Source organism: Pseudomonas sp. 8AS (genome assembly GCF_902506505.1).
Classification (GTDB): domain Bacteria; phylum Pseudomonadota; class Gammaproteobacteria; order Pseudomonadales; family Pseudomonadaceae; genus Aquipseudomonas.
This window is the reverse complement of record NZ_LR733406.1, coordinates 3,591,492-3,607,146: the sequence shown is the minus strand read 5'-3', so window position 1 is coordinate 3,607,146 and position 15,655 is coordinate 3,591,492. Positions and strand designations below refer to the sequence as shown.

The 15,655-nt window shown below is 68.3% G+C and carries 11 protein-coding genes; 5 read left to right on the top strand and 6 right to left on the bottom strand.

What is annotated here, in order from left to right:
* Positions 1 to 101: 101 nt before the first annotated feature.
* The 3 genes from GV001_RS16865 to GV001_RS16855 all read left to right on the top strand — a co-directional run bounded on the left by GV001_RS16865 (position 102) and on the right by GV001_RS16855 (position 5,676).
* On the top strand, positions 102 to 1,253 hold the full coding sequence (locus GV001_RS16865) for an efflux RND transporter periplasmic adaptor subunit (protein ID WP_160081905.1): 1,152 nt from the start codon (positions 102 to 104) through the stop codon (positions 1,251 to 1,253).
* A gap of 12 nt (positions 1,254 to 1,265) precedes the next feature.
* Complete coding sequence (locus GV001_RS16860) at positions 1,266 to 4,400, top strand: efflux RND transporter permease subunit (RefSeq protein WP_160081903.1); 3,135 nt, start codon at positions 1,266 to 1,268, stop codon at positions 4,398 to 4,400.
* 88 nt (positions 4,401 to 4,488) lie between these two features.
* Positions 4,489 to 5,676 (top strand): Bcr/CflA family multidrug efflux MFS transporter, encoded by a 1,188-nt coding sequence (locus GV001_RS16855; RefSeq protein WP_160081901.1) that lies wholly within the window; start codon positions 4,489 to 4,491, stop codon positions 5,674 to 5,676.
* A 71-nt stretch (positions 5,677 to 5,747) separates the two neighbouring features.
* On the opposite strand, the gene GV001_RS16850 is transcribed toward GV001_RS16855, so the two are convergent.
* The 5 genes from GV001_RS16850 to GV001_RS16830 form a co-directional block, all read right to left on the bottom strand.
* Positions 5,748 to 5,954, bottom strand: coding sequence for a hypothetical protein (locus tag GV001_RS16850; protein WP_160081899.1), 207 nt, complete (start codon positions 5,952 to 5,954; stop codon positions 5,748 to 5,750).
* Positions 5,955 to 6,020: 66 nt separating this feature from the next.
* Positions 6,021 to 9,914: an EAL domain-containing protein gene (locus GV001_RS16845; RefSeq protein WP_160081897.1), complete on the bottom strand. Its 3,894-nt coding sequence runs from the start codon at positions 9,912 to 9,914 to the stop codon at positions 6,021 to 6,023.
* A gap of 161 nt (positions 9,915 to 10,075) precedes the next feature.
* Entirely contained in the window at positions 10,076 to 11,560 is a 1,485-nt protein-coding gene (locus tag GV001_RS16840) for a TAXI family TRAP transporter solute-binding subunit (protein ID WP_160081895.1), read from the bottom strand.
* Between the two features lie 2 nt (positions 11,561 to 11,562).
* On the bottom strand, positions 11,563 to 12,756 hold the full coding sequence (gltS, locus tag GV001_RS16835; RefSeq protein WP_160081893.1) for a sodium/glutamate symporter: 1,194 nt from the start codon (positions 12,754 to 12,756) through the stop codon (positions 11,563 to 11,565).
* A gap of 151 nt (positions 12,757 to 12,907) precedes the next feature.
* Complete coding sequence (locus GV001_RS16830) at positions 12,908 to 13,918, bottom strand: zinc-binding alcohol dehydrogenase family protein (RefSeq protein ID WP_160081891.1); 1,011 nt, start codon at positions 13,916 to 13,918, stop codon at positions 12,908 to 12,910.
* A 236-nt stretch (positions 13,919 to 14,154) separates the two neighbouring features.
* Here GV001_RS16830 and GV001_RS16825 point away from each other — a divergent pair, with 236 nt between their 5' ends.
* Both GV001_RS16825 and GV001_RS16820 read left to right on the top strand, forming a co-directional pair.
* Positions 14,155 to 14,418 (top strand): PepSY domain-containing protein, encoded by a 264-nt coding sequence (locus GV001_RS16825; RefSeq protein ID WP_160081889.1) that lies wholly within the window; start codon positions 14,155 to 14,157, stop codon positions 14,416 to 14,418.
* 1 nt (position 14,419) lies between these two features.
* Entirely contained in the window at positions 14,420 to 14,947 is a 528-nt protein-coding gene (locus GV001_RS16820) for a cytochrome b/b6 domain-containing protein (protein WP_160081887.1), read from the top strand.
* A 26-nt stretch (positions 14,948 to 14,973) separates the two neighbouring features.
* Here the strand turns inward: GV001_RS16820 and GV001_RS16815 are convergent, their stop codons facing one another.
* On the bottom strand, positions 14,974 to 15,633 hold the full coding sequence (locus GV001_RS16815) for a TetR/AcrR family transcriptional regulator (protein WP_160081885.1): 660 nt from the start codon (positions 15,631 to 15,633) through the stop codon (positions 14,974 to 14,976).
* Between the last annotated feature and the right edge of the window lie 22 nt (positions 15,634 to 15,655).

The window sequence follows — 15,655 nt, the reverse complement described above, 5'->3', positions numbered from 1 at the left end:
ATTTTGCTGCCGATGTCGTGTTTACAAGCATGAATGTATGTAACTAGCATGGCAGCTTTTCCAGGCTCTGCCTGCGACCGCGCCGTCACGGAGATGACCTCATGCTTTTTCGCCACCTTCCCTTCGCCCTCAAGGCCAGCGCCCTGAGCGTGCTCCTCTGCACCGTTGCCGAGGCCGCCGAGCCGGCTGCCGGCACCCCACCGCCACCGGAAGTCGTGGTGGAAGTGGCCAAGACCGAGTCGCTGCCGCTGGTGCTGGAGTACGCCGCGCGTACCGCCGGTTTCCGCGAGGTAGAGGTACGCGCCCAGGTCAGCGGCATCCTGCAGGAGCGCACCTACCTGGAAGGCAGCCGGGTCAAGCAGGGGCAGGTGCTGTTCCGCATCGACCCGCGCTCCTATCAGGCGGCCCTGGCCCGGGCCAAGGGCGCCCTGGCCCAGGAGCAGGCGCGCTACCGGCAGACCGAGCGTGACCTCAAGCGCATCCGCGAGCTGCAGAGGAAGGGCTTCGCCAGCGAGAGCGAGCTGGACAACGCCATCTCCAATTTCGAGCAGAGCAAGGCCAATATCGAGGCGGCCCAGGCCGAGGTGCAGTCCAAGCAGATCGACCTCGACTACACCACGGTGGAGGCGCCGATCTCCGGCATCACCAGCAAGGAAACGGTCTCCGAAGGCAGCCTGATGGTGGCCGGCGACCCGAGTGCCAGCCTGCTGACCAACATCACCCAGCTCGACCCCATCTACGTCAACTTCGCCCTGCCCGATCGCGAGGACGCGCGCATCCGCCAGGCCCTGGCGGAAGGCAAGCTGGTGCGCGACAGCGAGCAGTACGTGGCGCAGATCCGCTTCGGCGACGGCAGCACCTACCCGCTGGAAGGCAAGGTCGACTTCACCGACAGCCTGATCGACCGCAGCACCGGCACCGTCAGCGCCCGCGCCGTGGTGCCCAACCCGGATCAGGCACTGTTGCCGGGGCAGTTCGTGCGCGTGTTGCTCAAGGGCATCAGCAAGCCCAACGCCATTACCGTGCCCGAGCGGGCCATCGGCCAGGGGCCGAACGGTACCTATGTCTACGTGGTGGACGAGCAGGGCATGGCGCGCGCGCGTCCGGTGACCACCGCGCATACCGCCGACGGCCGCTGGGCCGTGGACAGCGGCCTCGCCGCTGGCGAGCGGATCATCGTCGAGGGCCTGCCCAAGGTCAGACCCAACACCCCGGTCAAGGTGGTCGACGCGGCCGCAGTCGCCAAGCCGTAAGGAGCGCCACCCGTGATTTCACGTTTCTTCATCGACCGCCCGGTATTCGCCGCGGTCATCTCCATCGTCATCCTGCTCGGCGGCCTGGCCGCCATGCGCGCGCTGCCGGTCGCCCAGTACCCGCAGATCCTGCCGCCGCAGGTGTCGGTGTCGGCCAGCTACCCGGGCGCCAGCGCCCAGGTCATCGCCGAAACCGTGGCCGCGCCGCTGGAGCAGCAGATCAACGGCGTCGAGGGCATGATCTACCAGCTGTCCAACTCGGCCAGCAGCGGCAGCATGAGCCTGTCGGTGTACTTCGAGGTGGGCCGCGACCCCGACCAGGCCACCATCGACGTCAACAACCGGGTGCAGGCCGCCCTGGCCAAGCTGCCGGAAGAGGTGCGCCGCCAGGGGGTCAAGGTGGAGAAGAAGTCTTCGGACATTCTCCAGGTGATCACCCTGTATTCGCCGGACAACTCCCGCGATCCGGTGATGATCTCCAACTACGCGCTGATCAACGTGATCGACGAGCTCAAGCGCCTGCCCGGCGTCGGCGCCGTCAGCCAGTTCGGTTCCAAGGACTACTCCATGCGCATCTGGCTGCGCCCGGACAAGCTGGCGCAGTACAACCTGACGCCGACCGACGTGGTCAACGCCATCCGCGAGCAGAACTCGCAGTTCGCCGCCGGCAGCTTCGGCCAGCAACCGCTGCAGACCGCCCAGGACTTCACCTACACGGTGACCACCCAGGGCCGTTTCAAGGACCCGAAAGAGTTCGAGAGCGTGATCCTGCGCTCCGATGAAACCGGCGCCAGCCTGCTGCTCAAGGACGTGGCGCGCATCGAGCTGGGCGCTCAGGACTATTCCCTGGTCACCTCGCTCAACGGCCAGCAGAACGCCGCCTTCGGCATCTACCTGCAGCCGGGCGCCAACGCCCTGGATACCGCCGAGGCGGTGCAGACGACCATGAAGCGCCTGGCCGAACGCTTCCCGGACGGCATCACCTACAAGATTCCCTACGACACCACCAAGTTCGTGCAGATCTCCATCGAGGAGGTGGTCAAGACCTTCTTCGAGGCGCTGCTGCTGGTGGTGCTGGTGGTGTTCGTGTTCCTGCAGAACTGGCGCGCCACGCTGATCCCGGTGCTGGCCATCCCGGTGTCGCTGATCGGCACCTTCGCCGGCATGTATGCCCTGGGCTTCTCGATCAACCTGCTGACTCTGTTCGGCCTGGTGCTGGCCATCGGCATCGTGGTGGACGACGCCATCGTGGTGATCGAGAACGTCGAGCGGGTGATGCGCACCGAGAAGCTGAATGCCCGCGAGGCTTCGATCAAGGCCATGGAGGAGGTCACCGGGCCGATCATCGCCATCGTCCTGGTGCTGTGCGCGGTGTTCGTCCCGGTGGGCTTCCTCGGCGGCCTGGCGGGGGAGATGTACAAACAGTTCGCCATCACCATCGCCGTGTCGGTGGTGATCTCCGGCATCGTCGCCCTGACCCTGTCGCCGGCCCTCTGCGCCCTGCTGCTCAAGCCCGACCACAGCGAGCCGGCCGCGCCGTTCCGCTGGTTCAACCGGGTGTTCGACAGGCTCACCGATGGCTACAGTGCCGGCGTGGCGTTCTTCCTCAAGCGCTCGCTGGTGGGCCTGCTGCTGTTCGGCGGGATGATTGCGCTGACCATCGGCCTGTTCAGCCGCGTGCCGGGCTCGCTGGTGCCGGACGAAGACCAGGGCTACGTGATCAACGCCTACTTCCTGCCGCCAGCGGCCTCGGTCAACCGCACCGATGCGCTGACCGCCGACTTCACCCAGCAGCTGATGAAGCACCCGGCGGTGCAGGACGTGGTGACCTTCGCCGGTTTCGACGTGCTGACCTTCGGCAACCGCACCAACTCCGGGGTGTCCTTCGTGCCGCTCAAGGACTGGTCCGAGCGCACCACGCCGGAACTGGACGCGCGCAACCTGACCCGCGAGTTCATGGGCATGGGCATGACCGAGAAGGACGGCGTGGTGATGAGCTTCAACCCGCCGCCGATCACCGGCATGAGCACCACCGGCGGCTTCGAGGGCTACATCCAGGATCGCTCCGGCGGCAGCGTCGAGCAGATGGCCAGCAAGGTCCAGGCCTTCCTCGCCGCGGCGGCCAAGCGCCCCGAGCTGGGCGGCGTGCAGAGCACCTTCAGCGCCAACGTGCCGCAGTACTACATCGACCTCGACCGCACCAAGGCGCGCGCACTGGGGGTGACCATCAGCGATGTGTTCACCGCCATGCAGTCGACCTTCGGCAGCTACTACGTCAACGACTTCACCCTCTATGGTCGGACCTGGCAGGTCAGCCTGCAGTCGGAGTCGGAGTTCCGCCGCAAGCCGGAGGACCTGTCGCAGGTCTACGTGCGCTCCAGCACCAGCAACGACCTGGTGCCGCTGACCAGCCTGATCAAGGTACGCCGCATCCTCGGCCCGGATACCTACGCGCGCTTCAACGTCTACCCCTCGGCCAAGGTGCTCGGCGCCCCGGCGCCGGGCTACAGCTCCGGCCAGGCGCTGGCGGCCATGCAGGAAGTGGCCGACGAGGTGCTCGGCAGCGACTACAGCCTCGGCTGGGTCGGCTCGGCCTACCAGGAACTGGCCACCCAGGGCTCGGGCAGCATCGCCTTCGTCTTCGGCCTGATCATGGTGTTCCTCATCCTGGCCGCCCAGTACGAGCGCTGGACCCTGCCGCTGGCGGTGGTCACCGCGGTGCCGTTCGCGGTGTTCGGCGCGATCCTCGCGGTGTGGCTGCGCGGCATCCAGAACGACGTGTACTTCCAGGTCGGCCTGATCACCCTGATCGGCCTGGCGGCGAAGAACGCCATCCTCATCGTCGAATTCGCCGTGCTGCTGCGCGCCGAAGGCAAGGGCATCTTCGAGTCGGCCTATGAAGCGGCCAAGCTGCGCTTCCGCCCGATCGTGATGACCTCGCTGGCCTTCATCCTCGGCTGCGTGCCACTGGCCATCAGTAGCGGCGCCGGTTCGGCCAGTCGCCACTCGATCGGCACCGGGGTGATCGGCGGCATGCTGGCGGCGACCCTGCTGGCGACCTTCGTCATCCCGATGTTCTACCTGCTGGTCGAATCCGCCGCGGCGAAGTTCGGCAAGAAACCCACGACGACTGCCCCCCACCCGTGACAGTCGTTCCCGACGCCGCCCGCTACCCGCGGGCGGCGTTCCTGTTCGGGCGCACGGCCCTGGTGGCCGGCGCCACCGTGGAACCCTGATGAACTTTCGCATCCTGCTGATTCTCGGCACGCTCAGCGCCTTCGGGCCGATGGCCATCGACTTCTACCTGCCGAGCTTCCCGGCCCTGGCCCGGGCCTTCGCCACCGATGTCGAGCATATCCAGCTGTCGTTGGCGTCCTACTTCGCCGGCATTGCCATCGGCCAGCTGATCTACGGGCCCCTGGCGGATCGTTATGGCCGGCGGCGGCCGCTGCTGGCGGGCGTTTTGCTGTTCACCCTGGCCTCGCTGGGCTGTGCCCTGACGCAGAGCCTGGAGGGGCTGATCATCGCGCGCTTCGTCCAGGCCCTCGGCGGCTGCGCCGGGATGGCGATTTCCCGGGCAGTGGTGCGCGACCTGTGCGACCCGCTGGCCTCGGCGCGGGTCTTCTCCAAGCTGATGCTGGTCATGGGCGTGGCGCCGATCCTCGCGCCTCTGGGCGGCGGCGTGCTGCTGGAGTGGTTCGGCTGGCAGTCGATCTTCTACGGCCTGATGCTGTTCGGTGCGCTGTGCCTGCTGGCCGTGCTGCTCTGGCTGCCGGAAACCCTCAAGGCCGAGGCTCCGCACGCGCCGCTGAGCGGGGTGTTGATGCGCTACGTGCGCCTGCTGGGCGACTGGCAGCTGATCGGCCACGGCCTGACCGGCGGCGTGGCCATGGCCGGGATGTTCGCCTATATCGCCGGCTCGCCCTTCGTCTTCATCGACCTCTACGGCCTGTCGCCGCAGGACTACGGCTGGCTGTTCGGCCTGAACGCCGCCGGCTTCATCGTCACCGCCCAGTTCAACGGCTGGCTGCTGCGCCATCACGGCCCCGGCCACTGGCTGCAGCGCACGGTGTGGGTCTACCTGCTGGCGGGCATCGCCCTGCTGGGCGTGGCGCTGGCCCAGCCGCAGGCGCTGTGGCCGCTGCTGATTCCGCTGTTCATCTGCATCGCCAGCCTGTCGTGCATCCTGCCCAATGCCACGGCCTGCGCCATGGCCGGGCAGGGCAGCCATGCCGGTAGCGCCTCGGCGCTGATCGGCTCGCTGCAGTTCACTGTGGCGGCGGGGGCGGTGGGTCTGGTCGGCGTGCTGCATGACGGCACGGCGCGGCCGATGGCGACAGTCATCGGCCTGTGCGCAGGGCTGACCGTGCTGCTGGCGGTGCTGACGGCGCGCCATGCGCGGCGCCTGTCCCTGGAGTTCTGAGCGCCGTCGTGGGAATCCGCGCTGCGCCTGGCGCAGGCTGTGGCAGAAGCGGGCGGCTTGCCTGGCGAGCCTCAGCCTGCGGTTTGTACGACCTTGCTCGTCGGTGTCGGATGGCTGTTGCGCCAGGGCAGGGGGTGGGGCGCCTGCAGGCGGGCCTGCAGGGTGACGACGAAGTGGCGCGCCTCGGCCTCGCTGCGGAAGGTGACGCCGTGTTGATCCATGCAAACCTGCCAGCGATTACCGCTCGGGGTCATGACCTGGCGAATTAAGACATTCATTGCACGCCTCCATAGGATAGAGAAAGTGCAGTCTAGTCCCTTGCCGCGGCTGTTTTATGACCTGGGTCAACCGGCCGACTGATGGTCGCCGCGCAGCCAGTTGACCAGCTGAATGGCACTCAGCGGGCGGCTGAACAGGTAGCCCTGGCACTGTTCGCAGCCCAGCTGGCGCAAGGCCTGCAGCTGTGCCGGGGTCTCCACGCCCTCGGCCAGCACGCGCAGCTTGAGGTTGCGCGCCAGGCCGACGATGGTGGCGACTATCTCCAGGTTGGCCTGGTCCTCGGGCACCCCCTGCATGAAGCTCTGGTCGACCTTCAGCTTGTCCAGCGGGAAGCGCCGCAGGTAGGCCAGCGACGAGTAGCCGGTGCCGAAGTCGTCGACCGCCAGCTTGAGGCCGAGGGACTTGAGGGCGATCAGGGTTTCCCGCGCCTGCTCGACGTTGTCCATCAGCGCCCCCTCGGTGATCTCCAGTTCCAGGCAGGCGGCCGGCAGGCCGCTGTCATGCAGGGCCTCGCGCACCTGCTGGAGCAGGTCGGCCTGGCGGAACTGGCGTGGCGACAGGTTGACCGCCAGGGTTTGCAGGTCCAGGCCCTGCTGGCGCCAGAACTGCATCTGCCGGCAGGCCTCGCGCAGTACCCAGTTGCCGATCGGCACGATCAGCCCGGTGTCCTCGGCCAGGGGGATGAAGCGCGCCGGCGAGACCAGGCCCTGCTCGCTGTTCCAGCGCAGCAGGGCCTCCACGCCGATGGCGCGGCCGCTGGCTGCATCCAGCAGCGGCTGGTAGTGCAGGCTGAATTCGTTGCGCTTGAGCGCCTGGCGCAGCTGTGCTTCCAGGGCCAGGCGGCTGTGCGCCTGGTGGGTCAGGCCCTGGGTGTAGAAACGGTAGGTGTTGCGGCCCTCCTGCTTGGCCTGGTGCAGGGCGGCTTCGGCATTGCGCAGCAGCTCGTCGCTGGCCAGGCCGTCGTCCGGGTACAGGCTGATGCCGATGCTGGCGCCCAGGTAGACCTCGCGGCCGTTGCTCATCTGCAGCGGCCGTTCGAGCAGGGCGAGCAGGGTGCGGGCGATGCTGGCGGCCTCCTCCGGGCGCTGCAGGTTTTCCAGGACGACGAGGAACTCGTCGCTGCTCAGGCGCGCCAGGGTGTCCTCGTTGCGCAGGCGCTGCTGCAGGCGGCGCGCCACGGCGATCAGCAGCTCATCGCCGATCTTGTGACCGAGGCCTTCGTTGATGGTCTTGAAATGGTCGAGGTCGAAGAACAGCACGGCCACCCGCTCGTCGTGCCGCTGGGCGTGTTCGAGGGCGTGGTTGAGGCGCTCGTTGGCGAACAGGCGGTTGGGCAGGTCGGTGAGGGTGTCGAAGTGCACCAGGCGGGCCAGACGCTCCTGGCTGTCGCGATACTGGCTAAGGTCGGTGAAGGTCAGCACGTACTGCGGCTGTTGCGGGTCACTGCCGCGCACCCGGCTGACGGTCAGCCAGAAGGGGAAGGGCGAGCCGTCCTCGCGGCGGCTGCTCAGCTCGCCCTGCCAGTGGCCGCTGTCCTGCACCTTGCGCCACAGGGTGCGGTAGCGGGTGCGCTCGACGCTGTTGCCGGGCAGCAGCGGCAGGCGGCGGCCGATGGCCTGCTGCGGGCTGAGGCCGGTGATGCCGGTGAAGGCCGGGTTGCTGGTGAGGATGCGCCGGTTGGCATCGACTATGACCACCGCCTCCTGGGTGCTTTCGAAGACCGTCGCCGCCTGCTGCAGGGCCAGCTCCTGCTGCTTGCGCAGGCCGATGTCCTCGACCACCGAGATGAAATAGTGCGGCGCGCCATCGGTGTGGCGTACCAGGGTGGCGCTCAGGTTGGCCCACAGCAGGCTGCCGTCGCGCCGGGTGTAGCGTTTCTCCAGGCTGTAGCGGGCGATGTCGCCGGTGAGCAGGCGCTCGACCTGCTGCAGGTCGCTGCCCAGGTCGTCCGGGTGGGTGATGTCCTGGAAGGTCAGCTCGAGCAGGTCGTCGCGGCTGTAGCCGAGCATCTGGCACAGGCGCTGGTTGACCCGCAGCCAGTGGCCGTCGGGCGCCAGGTGGGCAATGCCGACCGCGGCCTGCTCGAAGGTGGCGCGAAAGCGCAGCTCGCTCTGCAGGCGCTCGGCATCGCGCTGGTGCTGGCGCACGGCCAGGCCGGCGAGGCGGGTGAACTCGGTGACCAGGGCGATATCCTCGGGGGCCGGGCGGGCCACGCGGCGGTAGTAGATGCCGAACACGCCGAGCACCTCGCCGACATCGTTCTTGAACGGCAGCGACCAGCAGGCGCGCACGCCAGCCAGGGCCGCCTGGTCGCGGAAGCTGGCCCAGTTCGGGTGGTTGGCGATGTCCTCGACTATGCTCAGCTCGCCGCTGGCGGCGGCGTGGCTGCAACTGCCCAGGCCGCTTTGCGCGGGCAGGTTGTCGAGGGCGCTGGTGTAGCTGTTGGGTAGGCTGGGCGCGGCCAGGACGCGCAGGCGGCCCTTGTCCAGCTGCATGATCGAGACCCGCATTTCCGGGTTGATCGACTCCAGCCGCAACACCATGTCGTTGAGGGTTTCGCGCAGCGGCCGCTGCGCCAGCATGCGGTCCAGCACGGCATTGCGCGCTTCCTGCAGGGCCTGGGTCTGACGCCTTTCCTGGATGTCGCTGAGGCTGCCGTGCAGGCCCAGGCCATGCTGCTCGCCGGCGGCCAGGCGCAGGGAGATCCAGCGCGTGCGGCCGTCGGCTTCGAGCAGGCGGGTTTCCCCCAGCCAGCCGCTGTCCTGGCGCGCGAGGATGGCGGCTATCCGCTGGCCGAGCGCTTCGCGCTGTTCGGCGGCGATGAAGTCGAGCAGCGGGCGACCCAGGCTCTCGCCGATGCTGTGCCCGGTGATGCTCTGCCAGGACGGGTTGAGGAAGGTCAGGCGGCCGCGGCTGTCGGTGAGGAAGATCGCCTCGTGCAGCTGCTCCACCAGTTCGCGGTAGCGTGCCTCGCTGGCTTCCAGTTCGGCATGGGCCTTCTTCTGCAGGCCCAGGTCGATATCGACGCAGTACAGCTCCAGCTGATTGCGCGCGTTGCGCAGCAGCAGATGGCTGGAATACACGTGCACCGGGCTGCCGTCGCGGTGCTGCAGGGTCAGCTCGCCGGCGGTAATGGCCGGCCCGCCGATCATCCAGGCGTTGATGTCGTTGACCACCTGGGGGCGCATCGGCGGTGGCACGATCAGCTCTTCCAGGCAGCGGCCCATGGCGTCGGCCACTTCGTAGCCATACAGCTGGGTGCTGGCCTGGTTCCAGAAGATCACCCGGCGCTGGCGGTCGTAGCCCTGCACGGCGATGCGCGGGGTCTGCTCGAACAGCTGGCGAAAGCGCTGTTCGCTTTCGCGCAGGGCCTGTTCGTCGCGTTTCTGCGAGCTGATGTTCTGCACGCTGCCCTGGCTCTTGCCGGCCGCATCGCGCTTGCCGCGCAGCAGCAGCCACACCGGCGCCTGGTTGTTCGGGTGATTCAGGCGGGCGTTGACCTGCAGCGGCGCGCCGCCCTCGAACAGGCCGAGCAGGGCACGCTGCACGGCGTTGCGGTCGGCGGGGTGGAGCCAGCCGAGGAACTCCTCCAGGCTGCTGTCGGCGGGCGTGGCGTCGCGTTCGAGCAGGCGCAGGGCCTCGGCGGACCAGTGGAAGCGGCCGGCGAAGCTCCAGTTGCCCAGGCCGGCATCGCGCTGGGTCTGCTGCAGCTGCTCGGCATTGCGCCGCAGGCTGTTCTCCAGGCGGCGCTGGATGTGCTGGTCGCGCCTGGCCAGCAGCAGGATCAGCAGGCTGCTGACCACGACGAAGGCCAGGCCCTTGTAGGTCTGTGCGGTACTCAGGGTGGCCTGTTCGAGATTCAGGGACAGCAGCAACCAGTCGCTGAACAGGATCCATAGGGCGCTGAATAGAACGTAGCTACCGGCCAGGCGCCAAGGCCGAGAAACCGTGGGTTGCATCCTGAACCCCCAGTGCTGACAGTGTTTGAGGCTCCGTGCCACTGCCTGGGGCGGCGAAGCTGAACTTCAGTCTAGCCGCTCCTGCCCGGCCTGCTGGCACTTTGTCATATGGGCCGTGCCGATTGCCGGGGCGCCAGCGCGCGGAGGGGCCCCGGCCGCCGTCACGGTCGGGGCGGCTTGAGCTTCTGCAGGGCCTTCTCGGCGCCTTCGTGCAAGGGCACGCCGAGGCCGCGCAGGGCGTTGTCCGCGGACAGCTGGGTGCCCTGGATGCTGCCATGCTGCAGCCATTGTTCCTTGAGGCTGAACAGCTGGCCCACCAGCAGCTCGACTTCGCGCCCGGTCAGCTGCTGGTTGGCCAGCAGCAGGCTGCTCACCGCCAGGGTCGCCAGCGGTTCCGTCTGCCCCGGGTAGCTGCCCCGGGGCAGCTGGTAGGCGAAGCTGCCGGGACGTTCCTGCTGCAGGCGGCTGATGGCATCGCCGTCCAGCGGCAGCAGGCGCAGGGCGAAGGCTTCGCTGGCGGCGCGGATATTGTCGGCCGGGCTGCCGATGACCTGGATCAGTCCATCCAGCTGCCGTTCGCGCAGGGCGCCGAGGGCCTGCTGCAGGTCGAGCCGGCGCAGTTCGGCGAAGTCGCCGGGTTGCAGGCCGTGGGCGGCGAGAATGGCCAGGGCGGTGTGCTGCGAGGCGGAGCCGGGCAGGCCGATGCTGATCCGCTTGCCGCGCAGGTCGGCGATGCTGCGCAGCGTGCTGTCGGCGCGCACCAGCACGTGCACCGGCTCCGGATAGAGGCTGGCCAGGGCGCGCAGGTCACGGTCCGGGCCGGCGTCTTCGAACGGCCCGGCGCCGCTCACGGCAAAGTGCGCGGCGTCGCTCTGCGACAGGGCCAGCAGCACCTCGCCGCTGCGCAGCAGGCGCAGGTTGTCCAGGCCGCCTTCGGTGGTCAGCGGCTGCACCTTCATGCCCTGTTCGAGCAGCCCGGCGCTCATGGCCCGGGCGAAACTGGCGTACTGCCCGGACTGCGGGCCGCCGGCCATCGGGTAGCCGTGCTGCAGGCGGCTCAGGCGTCCCTGGATATTGTTCAGCGAGCGTTCCAGTTCGTCGCTGATGATCTGCCGTTCGGTGCTGCCGGTACCGCCGGGGGAGAGGTTCAGCGCGGTGCCGATGGCCAGCACCAGCGATTCGCGGGTGCTGCTGGCATTGCTTGGCTGTGGCGCGCGGGGCGCGGTGAAGCCTTGCGGCACCACGGCCAGCCAGGCGCCGTCCTGCTCGCGGTAGATCAGGCTGCCGTGGGCGCGCAGCAGGTCGCCGCGCTGGTTGCCGCCGCTTTCGATGCCGGACAAGCCGCGCGGGCCGGCGCCCAGCGCACTGATCAGGCTGGCCACGCCGGGGGAGTCCCAGGAGCCGAAGTCCTGGTCGCGCTCCACCCGCAGCTCGGCATCGAAGTAGATCAGCACGCGCTTCTCGCCATCCGGGGCGTTCACGTCGCTGGCCGAGCCGCGCCGCTGCAGCGTGGCCAGGCTCAGGCTGTCGGTGGCGAAGGCCTGCTCCAGGCGCTGCCGCAGGTCGGCCTCCAGGCTGGCCTGGTCGGGGCCGCGCGAGCAGGCGGCGAGCAGGGCCAGCAGGGCAATCGCGAGTAGCCGCCGCATGTTCAACCCCCCATTCCCGGCAGCGCCAGGAACCCGGTGAGGACTAGGGCATTGAGCAGGTCGATGAGGAAGGCGCCGACCAGCGGCACCACCAGGAACGCCTGGGGCGCCGGGCCGTAGCGCTGCACGATGGCTTGCATGTTGGCGATGGCGGTCGCCGTGGCGCCCATGGCGAAACCGCAGAAGGCCGCCGACATCACCGCGCTCTCGTAGTCGCGGCCGACCGCGCGGTAGACCAGCAGGCCGCCGTAGACCAGCACCACGACCAGCTGGCCGAGCAGGATCAGCAGCAGCGGCCCGGCCAGACTGGCCACGCTGGCCAGGTTCAGGGCCATCATGGTCATGGCCAGGAACAGCGCCAGGGTCAGGCTGGAAATCAGCTCGATGGCGGCATCGTTCAGGCGCAGGCCGATCAGCTGGCCGCCGTTGCGGATCAGTACGCCGAGCAGCAGGCACCAGAGGAAACTGGGCAGGGTGACCGGCGCGCCGCTGACCAGATCCGCCAGCCAGCTTCCCGCCAGGACGGCCAGCAGCACCGCAGCCAGGACCGGCACCAGGTTGCCGGCGCTGATCGGCGAATCGTCGCTGCCGGCAGCGATCTGCGCGACGCCGGCATGACCGTCGGCGCCGGCCAGCTGGTGGCGCTTGATCAGCCACTGCGCCAGCGGTCCGCCGCAGATGCCGCCGAGCACCAGGCCGAGGGTGGCGCCGGTCATCGCCAGTTCCATGATCGACTGGATGTTGTTCACCTCGGCGAAGCGCTCGGCGTAGGCCGCGCCCGTGCCATGGCCGCCGACCAGGGTGATGCTGCCGCCGACCAGGCCCATCAGCGGGTGCAGGTCCAGGCCCCATGCGATGAGGATGCCGGTGAGGTTCTGCAGGAGCAGGAACGGCGCCAGGATCAGCACGAACCACAGCAGGCGCTTGCCGCCCTGGCGCAGCAGGCTGAGGTTGGCCGACAGCCCCACGGCGGCGAAGAAGGCCAGCAGCAGCACCGGCTTGAGGGCGACGTCGAACTCCAGGCTGAAGTCCGCCGTGCTGCCGAGCAGCAGCATGCCGAGGGCGACCAGCAGGCCGCCGGTGATCGGGTCGGGAATGTTGTAGCGCGACAGAAAGGGGATCAGGCGATTGACCGTTCGCCCCAGCAGCAGGACCAGCACGGCGGCCAGCAGGGTTTCCACGGGTTGCAGGGTCATCGGTGCGCGCGCTCCCAGCCAGACAGATCCTTTGCCGGCCTGCGCCGGTCTTTGCCAGAGAGTAGCCAGCCAGACCCCGCCCGCGCTAGCGGGGCATGGCTATTTTTGTGCGAACCGGGTTGGCGTCCGCCGCCGCCAACGGCACTCGCCCTCAGAACCCTTCGAGGACGATCTTGCCGCGTGCCTTGCCGCTTTCCAGCAGGGCATGGGCGCGGCGCAGGTTGGCCGCGTTGATGGGGCCGAAATGCTCGGCCAGGGTGGTCTGCAGCACGCCGTCGTCGACCAGCTGGCTGACCCGGTTGAGCAGGCGGTGCTGCTCAATCATGTCGGCGGTCTGGAACAGCGAGCGGGTGTACATGAACTCCCAGTGCAGCGACAGGCTCTTGCGCTTGAGCTTGACCACGTCGAGCTGCGCCGGATCGTCGATCAGCGCCAGGCGGCCCTGGGGGGCCAGGGCCTCGACGATCTGCTCGAAGTGCTGGTCGGTGTGGGTCAGGCTGGCGACGTGGCTGACCTGGCCGATGCCGATGCGCTGCAGCTCCTCGCTCAGCGGCAGGCTGTGGTCGATCACATGGTGGGCGCCGAGCGCCTGCACCCAGTCGCGGGTCTCGGCGCGCGAGGCGGTGCCGATCACCGTCAGGCCGGTGAGCCAGCGGGCCAGTTGCACCAGCACCGAACCGACGCCGCCGGCCGCGCCGACGATCAGCAGGCTCTGCTGCTCGCCCCGGCCTTCGGCAATCTGCAGGCGCTCGAACAGCAGCTCCCAGGCGGTGATGGCGGTCAGCGGCAGGGCGGCGGCGCGGGCGAAATCCAGCGAGCCGGGCATGCGCCCGACGATGCGCTCATCCACCACGTGCAGCTCGCTGTTGGCCCCGGCGCGGTCGATGGCGCCGGCGTAGAACACCCGGTCGCCCGGGCGGAACTGCTTGACCTCGGCGCCGACGGCCTTGACCACGCCGGCCACGTCCCAGCCGAGCACCTTGGCCTGGCCGTCCGTTGGCGACACGTTGCGGCGGATCTTGGTGTCCACCGGGTTGACCGAGATGGCCTTGACCTCCACCAGCAGGTCGTGGGCGCCCGCCTGCGGCTCGGCCAGTTGCACATCCTGCAGGGCCTCGGGGTGGTCGATGGGCAGGGACTGGTAGTAGGCGATGGCTTTCATGGGCGGGCTCCACGGCGGGGCAAGACGACGGAACAAGGCTCCAGCTTAGTCGGGCTGGCACTGGGCGCATGGTCGGCTATTTCACCGGCCAGGAAAACCGCCCGGCTGTAGGGTTTCTCCCGCTAGGTCCTGCGCAGGCAGGCGAGCCGGCGGTCGCCGGTTGCGCCGTCTTAAGATTGCTTTAAGCCTGGGCGGGCAGATTGTGCGCAGATTCCAACCCACCCGAGGCAACTCCCATGCGTAACGTGCTCCTGCTCTCCCTGGCCATCGCCAGCCCCCTGGCCTTTGCCGGCCCGCAATGCACCACCGCCGACAAGGCGCAGTGGCAGGATCAGGCCAAGTTCCAGGAAAACCTCAAGGCCGAAGGCTACGAGATCAAGAAGTTCAAGGTCACCAGCGGCAACTGCTACGAGATCTACGGCTGGAACAAGGACAAGCAGAAGGTCGAAATCTACTTCGACCCGGTCACCGGCAAGGCGGTGAAGAGCGAGATCGACTGACATGAGCCACCCCACCCTGCGCCTCTGGGACCCCGTGGTACGCCTGTTCCACTGGTCCATGGCCGGTGCCTTCATCGCCAACTACTTCTTCACCGAAGAGGGCGAGGCCTGGCACCGCTGGTTCGGCTATTACGCCGTGGCCTGGCTGGCCATTCGCGTGGTGTGGGGCTTCATCGGCTCGCCGGCGGCGCGCTGGGCGGACTTCTGGCCGACCCGCGCGCGCCTGGCCGCGCACCTGCGCGCCCTGCTCGGCGGGCAGCCGCACCACCGCCTCGGCCATTCGCCGCTGGGCGGCCTGGTGATGATCCTGATGATGGCGGCGATGCTCGGCCTCGGCCTGAGCGGCTACCTGATGGAGGAGGTCGACTACTTCTGGGGCGAGGACTGGATCGAGGAGCTCCACGAAGTCTTCGCCAACGGCCTGATGGCCCTGGTCGGCGCGCACCTGCTGGCGGCTGTGGTGGAGAGCCTGCGCCTGGGCGAGAACCTGCCGCTGTCGATGATCACCGGCAAGCGGCGCCAGCGCTGAGCCCGGCGCCGCCACCGTCGTAAGGCTCAGCGTGCCTTGGGCGTCAGCCCGCAGCCCTTGAGGATGATGCGTTCCAGGTTGCTGGCGGCTTCCTCGAAGTCGCTCTTCTTCAGGCTGCTCTTGCCGGTCAGGCGGCAGATCTGGCTGGCGAAGTCGGCGTAATGCTGGGTGCTGCCCCACAGCAGGAAGATCAGGTGCACCGGGTCGATCGGGTCCATCTTGCCGGCGTCGATCCAGGCCTGGAACACCGCCGCGCGGCCGCGGAACCAGTCGCGGTAGTCCTGGGTGAAGTGGCCGGTCAGGCACTCGCCGCCGCTGATCACCTCCATGGCGAAGATGCGCGAGGCCAGCGGCTGGCTGCGGGAGAACTCGATCTTGGCGCGGATGTAGCGGGAGAGCGCTTCGGCCGGGTCGTCGTCCACGCTCAGGTTGCTGAAAGTGGCGTCCCACAGGTCGAGGATATTGCTCAGCACCGCCACGTACAGGCCGAGCTTGTTGTTGAAGTAGTAGTGCAGGTTGGCCTTGGGCAGACCCACCGCCTGGGCGATGGTGTTCATGCTGGTGCCCTTGTAGCCGTGACGGGCGAACTGCTCTTCGGCGGCGGCGATGATGGCGTTTTCGTTCTTCTGACGGATACGGCCGGCAGGCTTGGCGGAGCTGGTAACGGCTGAGGTCACAGCGGGCATCGAGGGATTCCCTACAAATCAA